Source organism: Variovorax sp. OV700 (assembly GCF_900099805.1).
In the GTDB taxonomy this organism is placed as follows: Bacteria; Pseudomonadota; Gammaproteobacteria; order Burkholderiales; family Burkholderiaceae_C; genus Variovorax.
Genome location: NZ_FNDR01000005.1, coordinates 375,090 through 389,538 on the forward strand (window position 1 = coordinate 375,090; position 14,449 = coordinate 389,538).

The following is a 14,449-nucleotide window of genomic DNA, read 5'->3' on the forward strand; positions in this document are numbered from 1 at the left end:
ATGACCGTCTTGCGTATTGCACTCATCGGCTGCGGTGCCATCGGCACTTCGGTGCTCGAACTGCTCGAGGACGATGCCGCGCTGGCAGTGGTGGCCATCGTCGTGCCGGCCGAAGGCGTGACCGCGGCGCAGGCGCTGGTGCCGGGCGTGAAGGTCGGCAGCAGCGTGCCCGTCACCGGCATCGACCTCGTGGTCGAGACGGCCGGGCATGCGGCCATCGAAGAGCACGTGCTGCCGGCGCTTGCACGCGGCACGCCCTGCATCGTCGCCTCGGTGGGCGCGTTGTCGGCCGCGGGCCTGGCTGAAAAGCTCGAGGCTGCCGCAGCTGCCGGCCGCACGCAGGTGCAGTTGATCGCCGGCGCCATCGGCGGCATCGACGCGCTGTCCGCCGCCCGCATTGGGGGGCTTGGCAGCGTGCGCTACACCGGCCGCAAACCGCCGCACGCATGGAAGGGCACGCCGGCCGAGCAGGGGCGTGACCTCGACGCGCTGACGCAGCAGGCGGTGATCTTCGAAGGCAGCGCGCGCGAAGCGGCCTTGCTCTATCCGAAGAACGCCAACGTCGCGGCCACCGTCTCGCTCGCGGGCCTGGGGCTCGACAGGACGCTGGTGCGCCTGATCGCCGACCCTGCCGTTGCCGAGAACGTCCACACGGTCGAAGCCGAAGGCGCCTTCGGCAGCTTCGAGCTGACCATGCGCAACAAGCCGCTTGCGGCCAACCCCAAGACCTCCGCGCTCACCGTCTACAGCGCCGTGCGCGCCTTGCGCAACCGGGCCGCGGCCCTTGCCATCTGAGTGCCTCACATGATTTCTTCCGAACTTCTTCCGATCTGCATTGCCGGCGAATGGCGTCTGGGTGGCGGCGACGTGTACGAGAGCCTGTACCCCGCCACGGGCGAGCCGATCGCGCGCCTCAAGGCCGCAAGCCTCGCCGACGTCGAGGAGGCCATCACCCGCGCCGACCACGCGTTCCGCACCAGCGGCTGGGCCCAACGCCTGCCGCATGATCGCGCGGCCGTGCTGCACCGCGTGGCACAACTGATCCGCGAAGAAGGCGAATCGCTCGCGCAGAAGCAGCGCCTGGACAACGGCAAACCGATCAACGAAACACGCAACCTCGTGGCCAGCGCGGCCGCCACTTTTCAGTTCTTCGCCGCTGCGCTGGAGACGCTCGAAGAAACCATCACCCCCTCGCGCGGCGCTTTCGTCACGATGAGCGTGCACGAGCCCATGGGCGTGGTCGCGGCCATCACGCCGTGGAACTCGCCGATTGCGAGCGAAGCGCAGAAGCTGGCGCCCGCGCTGGCGGCCGGCAACGCGGTGGTCGTGAAGCCCGCCGAAGTCACGCCGCTGATGGCGTTGGAGCTGGCGCGCATCTGCGAGAAGGCCGGCGTGCCGAAGGGCATCGTCAGCGTGCTGCCGGGCAAGGGCTCGGTCATCGGCGATGCGATCACCCAGCACCCGCTGGTCAAGCGCGTCTCGTTCACCGGCGGCACCACCACCGGCAAACACATCGCGCACATCGCGGCCGACAAGATGATGCCGGTGTCGCTGGAGCTGGGCGGCAAGTCGCCGACCATGGTGCTCGACGACGCCGACCTCGATCATGCGGTGAACGGCGTGCTGTACGGCATCTTCAGTTCGTCGGGCGAGTCATGCATCGCGGGCTCGCGCCTGTTCGTGGCGCGGAGCATCTACGACGAGTTCCTGACGCGGCTGGCCGAAGGTGCCAACGCGTTGCGCGTGGGCGACCCGGCGTCGGAGCAGACGCAGATGGGGCCGCTGATCACCGCGAAGCACCGTGAAGGCATCGAGCGCTATGTGGACCTCGGCGTGTCCGAGGGTGGCCGCATCCGCACCGGTGGCGTGCGTCCGCACGGCGCCAACTATGACAACGGCTACTTCTACAAGCCGACCATCATCGAAGGCCTGGACAACAGCGCGCGCATCAGCCAGGAAGAAATCTTCGGCCCGGTGCTCGTCGCGATGCCTTTTGACGATGAGGAATCGCTGATCGCGCAGGCCAACGACAGCGTCTACGCGCTCGCCGCCGGCATCTGGAGCCGCGACTTCAAGCGCGCCTGGAAGCTCGGCCGCGCGGTTCAGGCCGGCACGGTCTGGGTCAACACCTACAAGCAGTTCTCCGTCTCCACGCCGTTCGGCGGCTGGCGCGACAGTGGCCTCGGCCGCGAGAAGGGCCGCGAAGGCATCTTCCAGTACATGGAGCAGAAGAGCATGTACTGGGGCACGAACGACCAACCGCTCCCGTGGGCGAACTGAAGAGGACACCACCATGAGCGTTCTAGGCATCGACCAGATCACCTACGGGGCAGAAGACCTGCCCACCTGCCGCCGTTTCTTCGAGGACTGGGGCCTCGTGCTGAAATCGGAAGCGGCCGACGAACTCGTCTTCGAGTGCCTCAACGGCTGCAAGGTGGTCGTCGCGGCGTTGGACAAGGCTGGCCTGCCGCCCGCGATGGAAGAGGGCCCGACGCTGCGCGAAGTGGTGTGGGGCGTGGAAAGCGATGCGGACCTCGACCGCTACGCCGCCGCCATCGCGCAAGACCCGGCCTTCTTCGACAGCACCGTCGATGGCGCACGCCGCATCGGCTGCATCGACCCCAATGGCCTGGCCGTTCGTTTGCAGGTCAGCCGCAAGCACGCCGTCGAAGTCGACTGCGGCGCCATGAACACCTGGAACGCCAAGCCGCGCATCAACCAGGCCGCGCCGATCTACGAACGCGCGACGCCGATCGAAGTCGGTCACGTGGTGTTCTTCGTCAATGACGTGGTGGGCACCAGCGCTTTCTACGCGCAGCGCTTCGGCTTCGTCTCGTCCGACAGCTACCCCAACCGCGGCGCTTTCATGCGTTGCGCGGCAGAGGGCGGTCACCACGACCTGTTCCTGCTGCAGATTCCTTCGGGCAAGCGCGGCCTCAACCATGTGGCCTTCACCGTGCGCGACATCCACGAAGTCTTCGGCGGCGGCCTGCATTTCTCGCGCCGCGGCTGGGAAACGCAACTGGGCCCGGGGCGTCATCCGGTGTCGTCGGCCTACTTCTGGTACTTCAAGAACCCGGCCGGCGGTTTGATCGAGTACTACGCCGACGAAGACCAGCTCACTGCCGACTGGCAGCCGCGCGAATTCGAGCCGGGCCCGACGGTTTTTGCCGAATGGGCGGTCGATGGGGGCCTCGATGGCAACACCCGCCGTCAGAAGAACGCGGAGGGACCGAAGGGCGCTTTCCTCACAGAGAAAAAGTGAACCTGAATTTCACCACCATGCAACGACATCTTTCCTTCTCCCTGTTATTCGCCGCGCTGGCAGCCTTTGCCGTCGCGTCGCCCGCGCAAGCTCAGAGCGATGCACAGAAGCAGCTATCGAGCGACCGCTTCACCATCGTCTCGCCGTTCCCGCCCGGCGGCCCGGTCGACACGCTGGCCCGCGTGCTCTCCGACGGGCTCGCCAAGCGCTACGGCCAGGCCGCAGTGGTCGAAAACCTCGTCGGCGCGGCCGGCAACATCGGCATCGACAAGGTCAAGCGCGCCAAGGGCGACGGCCACACGCTGCTCGTGGTGCCGGCCGGCAATCTCACGATCAACCCGACGTTGATGCCGAACTTCCCGTTCGACATCGAGAAGGACTTCGTTCCGGTCACCATGCTGGCCAAGGCGCCCAACGTGCTGGTGACGTCTCCCGCGTCGGGCATCAAGAGCGCCAAGGAACTGGTGGCGATGGCCAAGGCCAAGCCTGGCACGCTGTCGTATGCCTCGCCGGGCGTGGGCAGCGGCCTGCACCTGGCGGGCGAGCTGTTCAAGCAGCAGGCCGGCATCGACATGCTGCACGTGCCCTACAAGGGCACGGCACCGGCGCTCAACGACGTGCTCGGCGGCTCGGTGCCGCTGATGTTCAGCAACCTGCCGGCGACCATGCCCTTCATCAAGAACGGCAAGCTCGTTGCACTGGGTGTGACCGAGGCCGCGCGCAGCCCCGCTGCACCGGAGATCCCGACGCTGGCGGAGCAGGGTATCCAGGGCGTGGCAGTGACCTCGTGGTACGGCCTGCTGGCGCCGAAGGGCACGCCGCCCGCTGTCGTCGAACAGCTCGCGAAAGACGCCGCGGACATGCTGGCCCAACCCGACGTGCGCGAACGCCTCAAGGCGCAAGGCATGACCGACGCGGCCATGAAGCCGGCCGCATTTGCGGCGCACATCCGCGATGAAACGGCCGTGTGGGCCAGGATCATCAAGGCACGCAACATCGTGGCCGAGTGAGCCGCGGACCACAAAAAAAGCAGAGACTCCCATGAAGACAAACGAATCCACCATCGGCATCGGCATCGGCATCGTCGGTGCCGGCATCGGCGGCCTGGTGGCTGCCATCGCGCTGCGGCGCGCCGGGCACGACGTGATCGTGTTCGAGCAGGCGAAGCAGTTCGCCCGCGTCGGCGCCGACATCAACCTCACGCCCAACGCGGTGCGCGCACTCGACGGCCTTGGTGTGGGCGAGGCGGCCCGTGTGACGGCGGCACGCCCGTCGCACCGCATCAGCCGCACCTACGACACCGGCGAGGAGACCTCGCGCCTGGAGATGGCCGACTCGGCCGAAGAACGCTACGGCGCACCGCAGCTCACGATCCACCGCGCTGACCTGCTCGCTGCGTTGGCCGACATGTTCCCGGCCGAGCGCGTCGCACTCGGCAAGCGTGCGGAGACCATCGTTGCGGACGAGAAGGGCGTGAGCCTCTCGTTCACCGACGGCACCAGCGCCCGCGTCGGCGCGCTGCTTGGCGCCGATGGCATCCATTCCTGCGTGCGCACCGCGATGTTCGGCGCAGAGAGCCCGCGCTTCACCGGCATCGTTGCCTACCGCGCCGTGGTGCCCGCCGAGCGCGTGGCCGGCGTGCCGAATCTCGGCGCCTTCACCAAGTGGTGGGGCCCGAACCCGCAGAGCCAGATCGTTACCTTCCCGCTCAACCGCGGCAAGGACGTCTTCATCTTCGCCACCACGCCGCAGGACACCTGGCACCTTGAGTCGTGGACGGCCCCAGGCAGCGTCGACGAGCTGCGCGAGCAGTACGTCGCCTACCACCCCGAGGCACGCGCCTTGCTCGACGCCTGCGACACGGTGCTCAAGACCGCGCTGTACGAGCGCGACCCGATGCTCGCCTGGGCGCAAGGCCGCATGGCGCTGCTCGGCGATGCCGCGCACCCGATGCTGCCCTTCATGGCGCAAGGCGCCGGCATGGCGATCGAAGACGCCGTGGTGCTGGCCCGTCATCTCGAAGGCGCGGCAATGACCGATGTGGCCGACGCGTTGCAAGGCTACGAGAAAGCCCGCATCGAGCGCGCCAGCCAGGTGCAGCTCGGCTCGCGCGGCAACAACTGGCTGCGTGAAGGCGGCAACGCCGACTGGGTCTACGGCTATGACGCCTGGGCCGTACCGCTGGGCGCGCCCGTCGCGGCCACCGCCTGATTCATTCATTCCCCTCACTCCCCGGAGGCCCACGATGCAACAAGACCGCTATCTCCAACCGCACCAGGCGCGCCAGCGCCCCGCGACCACTTACGAAGACCTGCTCGGCGACGTGATCGAACGCGCCTTCGGCGACGGCATCCATGACCTCGCAGGCCTGGTGCAGCGGCTCAACGACAGCGGCCTGGCCACGCCTGGCGGCCAGCCGTGGACCGAAGCGCTGTACCGCAAGGAAATGGCCGTGCTCGGCGCCTGAGCAGAGACAGACAGAGAGAGATCACCATGACCATCGCCATCACCCCCATCGCCGCAGACCCGGTCGACCACCTGCTCGAGATCGGTCTCAAGGACCTCTGGTACCCGATCTGCCCCTCGCACTTCATCAAGGAGAACCCCATCTCGCTGCGCCGCCTGGGCCGCAAGCTCGCGCTGTGGCGCGACGGCGAAGGCGTGCTGCATGCGCTCGAAGACCGCTGCCCGCACCGCGGTGCGCCGCTGTCGCAGGGCGTGGTGCTGGGCGACCGGCTCTCGTGCCCGTACCACGGCGTCGAGGTGCGCCATGACGGCGTCGTCACGCGCGTGCCCGGCAGCCCGGGCTGCAAGCTCGAAGGCTCGCAGGCCACGCGACATTTCCATGTGCAGGAGCGCGCGGGCGCGGTGTTTGTCTACAACTCGAAGGAATCGGTCGACGTTCCGCCGCCACTGGTGCTGCCCGAGCAGCTCACGGATGACGCCGAGTACGCGAGCTTCCTCTGCTACACCGAGTGGAAGGGCGACTACCGCTACGTGCTTGACAACGTGATGGACCCGATGCACGGCACCTACCTGCACAAGCAGTCGCATTCGATGGCCGAGGGCGACTCGAGCGCCAAGTTCGGCATCCGCCCGACCGACATCGGCTTCGTGTTCGAGAAGGAAGGCCAGCGCAACGTCAACTTCGACTGGACCGAGTGGGCCGACACCGGCATCCACTGGATGCGCCTGGAGATTCCGTACCCCAAGACCGGCGGCCCCGGCGGCAACTTCATCATCGTCGGCGCTTTCTCGCCGATCGTGAAGGGCATGACGGCCACCTTCTTCTGGCGCGTGCGCAAGCTGACGCCAGGCTGGGAGCGCGACACCTGGCGCTTCCTCTACAAGAACCGCCTGGAGGCACGCCACTGGCACGTGCTCGAGCAGGACCGCGTGATGCTCGAAGAGATGGAGTCCGACGCGAACCAGCACGAAAACCTGTACCAGCACGACCTGGGCATCGTCCGCCTGCGCCGCCACATGCGCGGCCTCGCGCAAGCGCAGCTGGCCGAAGCCACCACGACGGCCTGACCGGAAGCGAGCATCGCCATGTCTTCTCCCACGCTGAACGCCCTCGTGCACACCATGCGCTACGAGGCCGACGGCATCATCAGTGTCGAGTTCCGGCCGGCCACGCCCGCCGTGGACTTTCCCGCCTTCGAGGCCGGCTCCCACATCGACCTGCACCTGCCCAACGGACTGGTGCGCAGCTACTCGCTGTGCAATCCGTCCAGCGACCGCCAGCGCTACGTGGTCGGTGTGCTCAACGACCGCAAGAGCCGCGGCGGCTCGCGCTATGTGCACCAGCAATTGCGCGTGGGCATGACGCTGCCGATCTCGGTGCCGCGCAACAACTTCAAGCTGCAAGAGGGCGCCGACCGCTCGGTGCTCGTGGCCGGCGGCATCGGCGTGACGCCCATCTGGTGCATGCTGCAGCGGCTCGTGGCCATCGGCCAGCCGGTGGAGCTGTTGTACTGCGCGCGCACCCGCAAGGAAGCTGCGTTCTGCGATGCGATCGAGGCTCTGGCCAAGGAAAAGTCGGTGCAGCTCACCTGGCATTTCGACGACGAGAAGGGCGCGCCGCCCGACCTCGCGGCGCTGCTGGCGGGCAAGGGCGCCACCAGCCACTACTACTGCTGCGGCCCCACGCCAATGCTCGATGCCTTCGAGAAGAGCTGCGAAATGCTGGGCTACGCCAACGCGCACATCGAGCGCTTTGCCGCGGTCCACGTGGAGGCGCCCAGCGCCACGCAGAGCTACGTGGTGCAGTGCGCGAAGAGCGGCAAGAGCGTCGAGGTGCCGGCCGGCAAGTCGATTCTCGACAGCCTGATCGACGCTGGCCTGAACCCCGACCACAGCTGCAAGGAAGGCGTCTGCGGCGCCTGCGAAACGGCCGTGCTCGAAGGCGAAGTCGATCACCACGACGGCATCCTCACCAAGATCGAACGTGCGTCCAACAAGACCATGATGATCTGCGTCTCTCGCTGCAAGGGCGAGCGGCTGGTGCTCGACATCTGAGTTTCCCCACCAAGCAAGAAAGCGTAGAGACACACCCCATGAAAAAGTACTTGTTCGCGCTGGCCTCGGCCGGCGCGGCTGGCGGAGCGCTGGCCCAATCTTCCGTCACCCTGTTCGGCGTGGTCGACGCGGCCGTCACCTACACGCGCGGCAGCGGCGATGGTTCGAGCCACAAGGTGCAGCTGACCAACAGCGGCAACATGTTCAGCCGCATCGGTTTTCGCGGGACCGAAGACTTGGGCGGCGGGCTCGCGGCCGGTTTCTGGCTCGAGGCCGGCCTGCAGAACGACAACGGCACCGGCTTTGGCTCCAACGTCAACAACCAGGCGAGCAGTGCCGGCACTGCGGGCATCCTGAGCTTCAACCGCCGCTCCACCGTGAGCCTTTCAGGGCCGTTCGGCGAGATTCGCCTGGGCCGCGACTACGTGCCCGCGTTCTGGAACACGGCCATCTTCGATCCCTTCGGAACCGGCGGCGGCATCGGGGCCAACCAGATCTATTTCTCGGGCCTTGGCGGCCTGCCCGCGCCCACCGGCACCCGCGCGTCGAACAGCATCGGCTACTTCCTGCCGGGCAACCTGGGCGGGTTCTACGGGCAGGCCATGTATGCCATGGGCGAGAACGACTCGAACTCCGTGATGCCGGGAACGCTGCGGTCGACCCGGCGCGACGGCAGCCACGTGGGCTTGCGCTTCGGCTATCTGCAGGGCGGCTTCAACATCGCACTGGCCACCGGCAAGACGCGCTACGCGACCGGTGACCTTCGCGTGACCAACCTCGGCGCGTCCTATACCTTCGGTCCCTCGCTAATGAGCCTGAAGTTCACGGGCGAGCTCTACACGGAGTCCAAAGGAGGCACCGATGGCAAGGGCGCGCTGGTCGGCTTTCAGTTGCCGGTTGGCCCGGGCGAGATCAAGGGCTCGTATGCGCGCTACCGGCTCGAGCCCACCGGCGCAGCGCTGAAGCCGACCACCTCGAAGCTGGTGATCGGCTACGTGCACAACCTGTCCAAGCGCACCGCGCTGTATGCCACGGTCGCGCGCATCAGCAACCACAATGGCGCGGCACAAGCGCTTGCGGGCGCCATCACCACGCCGAACCGGTCGTCCAGCGGCACCGAGTTCGGCATGCGCCACATCTTCTAGGCTCCCTTCGCGCATTCGGTGTGGCTGCCTGGTCACACCGAATGTGCCTGCCGTTCGCGCCCCGCGCGCTGCGCGCGGCATGAAGAAAGAACCATCTTCGTAGTGAATTGCACGCATGGAATCGATGACTCCATTCGTCGTATGGCGCGCGAACATTTTGAGAGAGAAAAGTTCCACGCCTCGTTGACGCTGTCATCTGTGCTCAGCTAAAAATGTGCGCACTTCCAAGGAGGGAGAACGCACGTGAAGCTATTCAGAACAGCTACAAGAGAACTGGCCGTTGCGACCGCTATTTCAATCGTTTCTTCAATCGTTGCCTCTCTGCCTGAATCCGCAGAGTTGACGCGCTTGCGCTAAGCCAACCGTCCAGGCATTCAGGCTCAGCCGCATTCCATCGCCCTCGCACATCGACGGGAATGGAACCCATCACTCCCCGCATCCTGGGACCACCCGCATCGCGCGCGGCGTGGTTCGGTGTGGCGCGTTCGCGCCGCACCGGCTGAAAAAATCGCTGGACAGTTCGTGTCTTTCCTGACGAACGTCTTGTTCGCCGGGAGGGCGCGGCGCTGCCCGTCGATATGTCGTCCATTCCATTTTCGCGCGCGTTCGCGCATTGCCGGCTATCCGCCGGTGCATGCGCGGCGGCGCCTGTCTTTACCAAGAGGCGTTCATCATCATGAAGAAACTTGTCAAGCCAGCCGTCAATCATCTTGCCATCACCGCCGTGACACTTGCCACCTTGGCGGCCTGCGGTGGAGGAGGCGGCGGAGGCGATTCTTCGCTGGGAGCCAGCGCATTGAATGCGCCCACGCTCACGGCGGACGGTTCGGCGTCGCCCAAGACACCCGACGACGGTCCGGCGCTCGCTCCCGATGCGGCCGTGGCGCAGATCGACCGGTCCGCGAAGCCGATGGAACTGCCCGACACCGTCTGGCCCATCAACTACAAGCTGTGGTTCCGGCCCGATGCGGAGCTCAAGACCTTCGTGGGGCGAGGAGACGTGGAGATCGAAGTGCTCAAGCCGGTCGATGCGATCGTCGTTGCCGCGCACAACCTGAAGTTTGCCAACGGCCGAACCACCTTGCGCAAGCTGTCGAATCCCTCCGAGGCCATTGCGTTGATACCCACGCCGCAGACGCTGGGCGACTTCGTTCAGCTGCGGCTCAGCGACGGGCAGATCGCCAAGGGCAAGTATCTGCTGCACATGGAGTGGGACGGCAAGATCCAGTTCTCCGATGCGGAGTACTGCCCGCCCGAGGAAATGGCGCGCAACCCGTTCTGCTCTGCGGCCACGGGTGTCTTCAAGGTAGGCCTTTCCACGCCCGAGGGCGTGACGAGCGACGCCATCGTGACGCAGGGCGAAACCAACTATGCGAGGCAATGGTTCCCGGGCTGGGACGAGCCGGCCTTTCGCCACACCTTCGAGATCTCGGCCGAGGTGCCGGGCGATTGGCAGACGGTGTCGAACGCCGCGCAGAAGTCCGCCGTCAAGCTGCCCGATGGCTACCAGCAGGTGTCGTTCGAGAAGACGCCTTCGATGCCGATGTACCTCGCCTTCTTTGGCGGCGGCAAGTTCGACATTCTCTCGGACACCTTCAAGAGCCCGCTCGACGGCAGCGAAATGCCGCTGCGCTGGTTCACGCCGCCGGGCCGTTCCACCTGGGCCACCTTCGCGATGGAGTGGACCAAAGTGGCCATGGACTACTACTACAACTACACCGGCATTCCGCTGCCGTTCAAGAAGTTCGACACCGTGGCCGCCAACGACAGCTACGACAACAAGCCCAACACCGGCTTTGGCGGCATGGAAAACTGGGGCTCCATCTTCGAGTTTGCCGATCGCGTGCTCACCAAGCCGGGCGACACGCCCACGCTTTATTCGGTGACGGTGGTCACGCACGAAATTGCGCACCAGTGGTTCGGCGACCTGGTCACGCTCGACTGGTGGGACAACGTGTGGCTCAACGAATCGTTCGCGCGCTGGTTCGACCGCCGCACCACGATCAAATTCCACCCCGACTACTACAGCTTCTCCGACTACGTGCTGGACAAGCACACCGTGGTGGTGGCGGACCTGCGGAACACCGCGGTGCCGGTGCAGCGCAACCTCAACGATGCGGGCTCCTTCGGTTTCATCAGCCCCTCGATCTTCGTCTACAACAAGGGCAGCCACGTGCTGGAGATGATCCAGAACTACATCGGCGAGGAGGCGATGCAGAAGGGCCTGCAGATCTACCTGAAAGACTATGCCTTCGGCAATGTCACGCCGTCGCGGCTGTGGAGTTCGCTCGAGAAGGCGAGCGGCGGCAAGAAGGTGACTGACATCGGCGACAGCTTCATCCGGCAGACCGGCGTGCCGCTGCTGACGGTGGACGCTCAGTGCGCGGGCGACCGCACCTACGTGTCGATCAGCCAGGAGCCGTTTCCCAACCAGAACGTCTATCCCGCGTCTTCATGGACCATTCCCGTGACGCTGGCCTACGGCGACGCGATGGAGCAGCGCAAGACCTTCGTGATGGCGAGCAGCACCGCTCAGCTGGATCTGCCGGGCTGCACCGCGGTGCTGGCCGGGCCGACGGGGCAGGACTACTACGTGAGCAACTACAGCACCCAGTCCTGGAGCGACCTGCTGGCCAAGGCGCAGACCTTTGCCGACAATAAACCGCTGCTGCTCAACATCGAACGGGACGCGTTCCGCCTGCTGTCGGTAGGGCGCATCACGCAGGTGCAGTACGACCAGATCAAGAACATCGTCAACCTGCCGTCCACGCTTCTTGCCAAGACCGAGGCAAGCCAGCAGAAGATGATGATGACGATGGCGCAGGACGCGGTCGGCAAGGAAGACTATCCGCACGCGCTGCGCTACCAGGGCAGCCTGAAGCTGCGCGAGAACCAAAAGCGCTGAAGGGCAGCCTCATGAAGAAAGCACTCAACTATCTGGTAGCCAGCGCATCTGCGCTGCTGTTGTTGTCCGCTTGCGGGCCGAGTGGTGGGCCCGAAGCAGAGCTGGTCGGCGTGTATGCCGTGAAGAAGAACGGCGTCCTGAAAGAGCTGGTCAAGATCGAGCGGCAGGACGGCCGTTACATCATGCGTGACAAGGTGCGCACCGCCGAATGGAGCGAACCCAAGATGCAGATGGAGCCCGTCACGCGCGAAGCATGGCGCAGGATCACCACCGACACCGGGGACACTGCCTTCGTCGGCGTGGCGAGCGGGCAGCTCGGGGTGTTCAAGGTGGCGCCGGGCTGGAAGAAGAACGACTTCAGCACCGAAACCGGCTACTTCCTGTTCTATTCGCAAGGACCCCTCGAGGTCCACAAGCTGTGAGCCGCTTGCGACGCGGCAAACGCGCCGCTTAGGCCGCGGGCGCGACGATCGCGCCTTCGATGCCGTGGCGTTCGAGCGCATCGGCCACGAAGCCGCTGGCCTTCATCTCCTCGACGAAGGCCGCGAGCAGTGCCTGTGCCTCGGCGCCGCGGCTGGCCGGCGTGCCCATGGCCTGCTGGATCACCATGAAGCGGCCGGGCAGCACACGCACGCCCGGTTCGCGCAGTGCCTCGCCTTCGAGCAGCTGGCGAATTCCTGCAGCCACTTCGACCTGGCCTGAACGCAGCGCGTCCAACGCCGCGGCCGCGCCCTGGAGCCGCACGATCTCGGCCTGCCTGATTTCGCGCGTGAGGAACAGGTCGTAGGCGCTGCCCGCGCCAACCGAGATCCGCTGGCCCGCGCGGTCGATCTGCGCGTTGTCGGTGAATTCGGATGCGTCGCGCACGAGGTAGCTGCCTTCGATCAGCACGTAGGGCGCGGTGAAGCGCAGCCCTTCGCTGCGCGCCGGGTCGATGGCAAAGAAGCCGATGTCGGCCTTCTCGTTCTTGACCGCGTCGACCGATGCCGCCGCCTTCTCGAACACCACGAGCTCGATGCCCACGCCGAGCCGGCGTGCGAACTCGCGCGCAAGGTCGATCGACACGCCCACCGGTTCGCCGGTGGCCGCGTCCTTGTTTGCGAGGATCGGGTTGCCGAGGTTGATCGACGCTCGCAGCGTGCCGCCGGGCGCAAAGGCGGAGACGAGGGCGGGGGCAATGGGCTGTGGCTGGGTCATGGCGCGTCCATCGTTTCAAAAAGAGGATGAGCGCCAGTTTACTGACCGGCCGCATCAGCGCATCAACGTGCCGTCAGCGGCTCGAGGCCGGTCTTTGAGATGGTCGGCGCGGCCTCGGGCGAGTTGAGATAGCGGATCAGCTGGCGCGCCGCATCGGGCTGCTTGGAGGCCGTGGCAATGCCGGCCGAGAACACCGTCACGCGCTGTACCTCGGCGGGCAGCGGGCCGATGTAGTCGATGCCTTCGATCGGCAGCAGTTCGCTCACCTGTTGCAGCCCCAGCGCCGCATCGCCGCGCGCGACCACCGTGCCCACGCGTTCGCTCAGGATGCGCTTGCTCTTGGGCTTGACCTGCTCCTCGATGCCCAGCTTCTTGAGCAGTTCGGTTTCGTAATACGTGCCGCTGGCGCTCGCCGAGTAGGCGATGGAAGGCGCGGCCAAAAGCGTGCGCTTGAGCGCATCGACCGTTGAAATGTCGGGCTTGGGCGCGCCCTTCCGCACCGCAAAGCCGATGGACGACTTCACCAGGTCGACCTGGCTTCCCGGCACCACCTTGCCCTCTGCCACCAGCGCGTCGAGCGCCGGTCGCGCAAGGATCACCACGTCGGCCGGCTCGTTGCGCGACAGCCGGCTCGGAATCGAATCCTCGGCATTGCCCATCGAAGCGCCATAGGCGGTCTTGACCGTGCGCCCGCTGCTGCGCTCGAAGCCTGGGCGCAGGTCGTTGTAGGCTGCGGTGAAACCGCCCGAGGTCATCACGTGGATGTCGCCGCCGGCGCGCGGCGGGCTGCCGAAGCTGCTGCATCCGGCAAGCACGGCCGCGGCGGCCAGCAGGGCGGTGCGGCGGGTCAGGCGATTCAACGAGAAGGGCTGGGATTTCATGGTGTCTCCTGAGTGGTTGCATCCATCGTAGGCAGCGAGGCTGTCAATCAGCCTTCAGCGCTGCTGGGGAAACTACCGACTCGGGTGGCGCGAGCAATGCGAGCCCGCTGGAGCCACGGGCGAAATCAACTGCGGGGTAGATCGTTTTCGCGCAGCATCACCGGCTCGATGGAGCCCTGTGCAACCCGGCGGCGCACGGCCGCTTCCATTTGCTCCTCGTGCTGGGTGTAAGTTTCGAGCGGATCATCGCCCTGAGCGTTGGAGTGGTAGCGGTAGTGCAAGACCTCCCGGCCAATGCTCGCGCCCACGGGTTGGCCATCGACCAGCACCCAGAAGCGGACCGTGCCGGAGGCCTCGTGGAAGAAGGGCGGGGCGACGGGGTTCGTCCCGGAAAGCGGCTGTTCGGTCATGGGGTGTATTCCGGAACGAGGAGCCTCAGGATACGCTTCGTCGAGTACCCCTTCTTCCGTCGCTTCCGGCAGGCCGGCGCTGCTCGCCGGACCGCCTGTTGTCCTACACGGGTGCATACTCGGCT

Annotated in this window: 14 protein-coding genes; 11 read left to right on the forward strand and 3 right to left on the reverse strand. The window is 66.1% G+C overall.

The features are described 5' to 3' along the window. From BLR24_RS14515 to BLR24_RS14565, 11 genes are all read left to right on the forward strand, one after another. Positions 1 to 795 carry an aspartate dehydrogenase gene (locus tag BLR24_RS14515; protein WP_093017972.1) on the forward strand — a complete coding sequence of 265 codons (795 nt, stop codon included), beginning with the start codon at positions 1 to 3 and terminating at the stop codon, positions 793 to 795. Between the two features lie 9 nt (positions 796 to 804). Beyond that, positions 805 to 2,280 carry an aldehyde dehydrogenase gene (locus tag BLR24_RS14520; protein ID WP_093017974.1) on the forward strand — a complete coding sequence of 492 codons (1,476 nt, stop codon included), beginning with the start codon at positions 805 to 807 and terminating at the stop codon, positions 2,278 to 2,280. A gap of 13 nt (positions 2,281 to 2,293) precedes the next feature. Beyond that, a complete protein-coding gene (locus BLR24_RS14525; protein ID WP_093017976.1) occupies positions 2,294 to 3,265 on the forward strand; it encodes a VOC family protein in 972 nt (323 codons plus the stop codon). 17 nt (positions 3,266 to 3,282) lie between these two features. Then, positions 3,283 to 4,275 (forward strand): Bug family tripartite tricarboxylate transporter substrate binding protein, encoded by a 993-nt coding sequence (locus tag BLR24_RS14530; protein WP_093018252.1) that lies wholly within the window; start codon positions 3,283 to 3,285, stop codon positions 4,273 to 4,275. 31 nt (positions 4,276 to 4,306) lie between these two features. Next, complete coding sequence (locus BLR24_RS14535; RefSeq protein ID WP_093017978.1) at positions 4,307 to 5,476, forward strand: FAD-dependent monooxygenase; 1,170 nt, start codon at positions 4,307 to 4,309, stop codon at positions 5,474 to 5,476. A gap of 34 nt (positions 5,477 to 5,510) precedes the next feature. Next, entirely contained in the window at positions 5,511 to 5,732 is a 222-nt protein-coding gene (locus BLR24_RS14540) for a recombinase-like helix-turn-helix domain-containing protein (RefSeq protein WP_093017980.1), read from the forward strand. A 26-nt stretch (positions 5,733 to 5,758) separates the two neighbouring features. After that, entirely contained in the window at positions 5,759 to 6,799 is a 1,041-nt protein-coding gene (locus tag BLR24_RS14545) for an aromatic ring-hydroxylating oxygenase subunit alpha (protein ID WP_093017982.1), read from the forward strand. 18 nt (positions 6,800 to 6,817) lie between these two features. Further along, positions 6,818 to 7,786: a PDR/VanB family oxidoreductase gene (locus BLR24_RS14550; RefSeq protein ID WP_093017984.1), complete on the forward strand. Its 969-nt coding sequence runs from the start codon at positions 6,818 to 6,820 to the stop codon at positions 7,784 to 7,786. A 38-nt stretch (positions 7,787 to 7,824) separates the two neighbouring features. Further along, the gene (locus BLR24_RS14555; RefSeq protein ID WP_093017986.1) at positions 7,825 to 8,931 is read left to right on the forward strand and encodes a porin; all 1,107 of its coding nucleotides are present in this window, start codon (positions 7,825 to 7,827) and stop codon (positions 8,929 to 8,931) included. Positions 8,932 to 9,607: 676 nt separating this feature from the next. Continuing rightward, positions 9,608 to 11,836, forward strand: coding sequence for a M1 family metallopeptidase (locus BLR24_RS14560; protein ID WP_093018254.1), 2,229 nt, complete (start codon positions 9,608 to 9,610; stop codon positions 11,834 to 11,836). Between the two features lie 11 nt (positions 11,837 to 11,847). Next, the gene (locus tag BLR24_RS14565) at positions 11,848 to 12,258 is read left to right on the forward strand and encodes a hypothetical protein (RefSeq protein WP_093017988.1); all 411 of its coding nucleotides are present in this window, start codon (positions 11,848 to 11,850) and stop codon (positions 12,256 to 12,258) included. Positions 12,259 to 12,286: 28 nt separating this feature from the next. On the opposite strand, the gene BLR24_RS14570 is transcribed toward BLR24_RS14565, so the two are convergent. The 3 genes from BLR24_RS14570 to BLR24_RS14580 form a co-directional block, all read right to left on the reverse strand. Continuing rightward, positions 12,287 to 13,033, reverse strand: a complete 747-nt coding sequence (locus BLR24_RS14570) for a transporter substrate-binding domain-containing protein (protein WP_093017990.1) — start codon at positions 13,031 to 13,033, stop codon at positions 12,287 to 12,289. 62 nt (positions 13,034 to 13,095) lie between these two features. Next, entirely contained in the window at positions 13,096 to 13,914 is an 819-nt protein-coding gene (locus tag BLR24_RS14575) for a substrate-binding domain-containing protein (RefSeq protein WP_093017992.1), read from the reverse strand. Between the two features lie 125 nt (positions 13,915 to 14,039). Beyond that, positions 14,040 to 14,324 (reverse strand): DUF1488 family protein, encoded by a 285-nt coding sequence (locus BLR24_RS14580; protein ID WP_093017994.1) that lies wholly within the window; start codon positions 14,322 to 14,324, stop codon positions 14,040 to 14,042. Positions 14,325 to 14,449: the final 125 nt, after the last annotated feature.

Excerpts from the sequence above, each read along its gene's own strand:
- BLR24_RS14515 (WP_093017972.1), top strand. The coding sequence starts at position 1 with ATGACCGTCTTGCGTATTGCACTCATCGGCTGCGGTGCCATCGGCACT.
- BLR24_RS14520 (WP_093017974.1), top strand. The coding sequence starts at position 805 with ATGATTTCTTCCGAACTTCTTCCGATCTGCATTGCCGGCGAATGGCGT.
- BLR24_RS14525 (WP_093017976.1), top strand. The coding sequence starts at position 2,294 with ATGAGCGTTCTAGGCATCGACCAGATCACCTACGGGGCAGAAGACCTG.
- BLR24_RS14530 (WP_093018252.1), top strand. The coding sequence starts at position 3,283 with ATGCAACGACATCTTTCCTTCTCCCTGTTATTCGCCGCGCTGGCAGCC.
- BLR24_RS14535 (WP_093017978.1), top strand. The coding sequence starts at position 4,307 with ATGAAGACAAACGAATCCACCATCGGCATCGGCATCGGCATCGTCGGT.
- BLR24_RS14540 (WP_093017980.1), top strand. The coding sequence starts at position 5,511 with ATGCAACAAGACCGCTATCTCCAACCGCACCAGGCGCGCCAGCGCCCC.
- BLR24_RS14545 (WP_093017982.1), top strand. The coding sequence starts at position 5,759 with ATGACCATCGCCATCACCCCCATCGCCGCAGACCCGGTCGACCACCTG.
- BLR24_RS14550 (WP_093017984.1), top strand. The coding sequence starts at position 6,818 with ATGTCTTCTCCCACGCTGAACGCCCTCGTGCACACCATGCGCTACGAG.
- BLR24_RS14555 (WP_093017986.1), top strand. The coding sequence starts at position 7,825 with ATGAAAAAGTACTTGTTCGCGCTGGCCTCGGCCGGCGCGGCTGGCGGA.
- BLR24_RS14560 (WP_093018254.1), top strand. The coding sequence starts at position 9,608 with ATGAAGAAACTTGTCAAGCCAGCCGTCAATCATCTTGCCATCACCGCC.
- BLR24_RS14565 (WP_093017988.1), top strand. The coding sequence starts at position 11,848 with ATGAAGAAAGCACTCAACTATCTGGTAGCCAGCGCATCTGCGCTGCTG.
- BLR24_RS14570 (WP_093017990.1), bottom strand. The coding sequence starts at position 13,033 with ATGACCCAGCCACAGCCCATTGCCCCCGCCCTCGTCTCCGCCTTTGCG.
- BLR24_RS14575 (WP_093017992.1), bottom strand. The coding sequence starts at position 13,914 with ATGAAATCCCAGCCCTTCTCGTTGAATCGCCTGACCCGCCGCACCGCC.
- BLR24_RS14580 (WP_093017994.1), bottom strand. The coding sequence starts at position 14,324 with ATGACCGAACAGCCGCTTTCCGGGACGAACCCCGTCGCCCCGCCCTTC.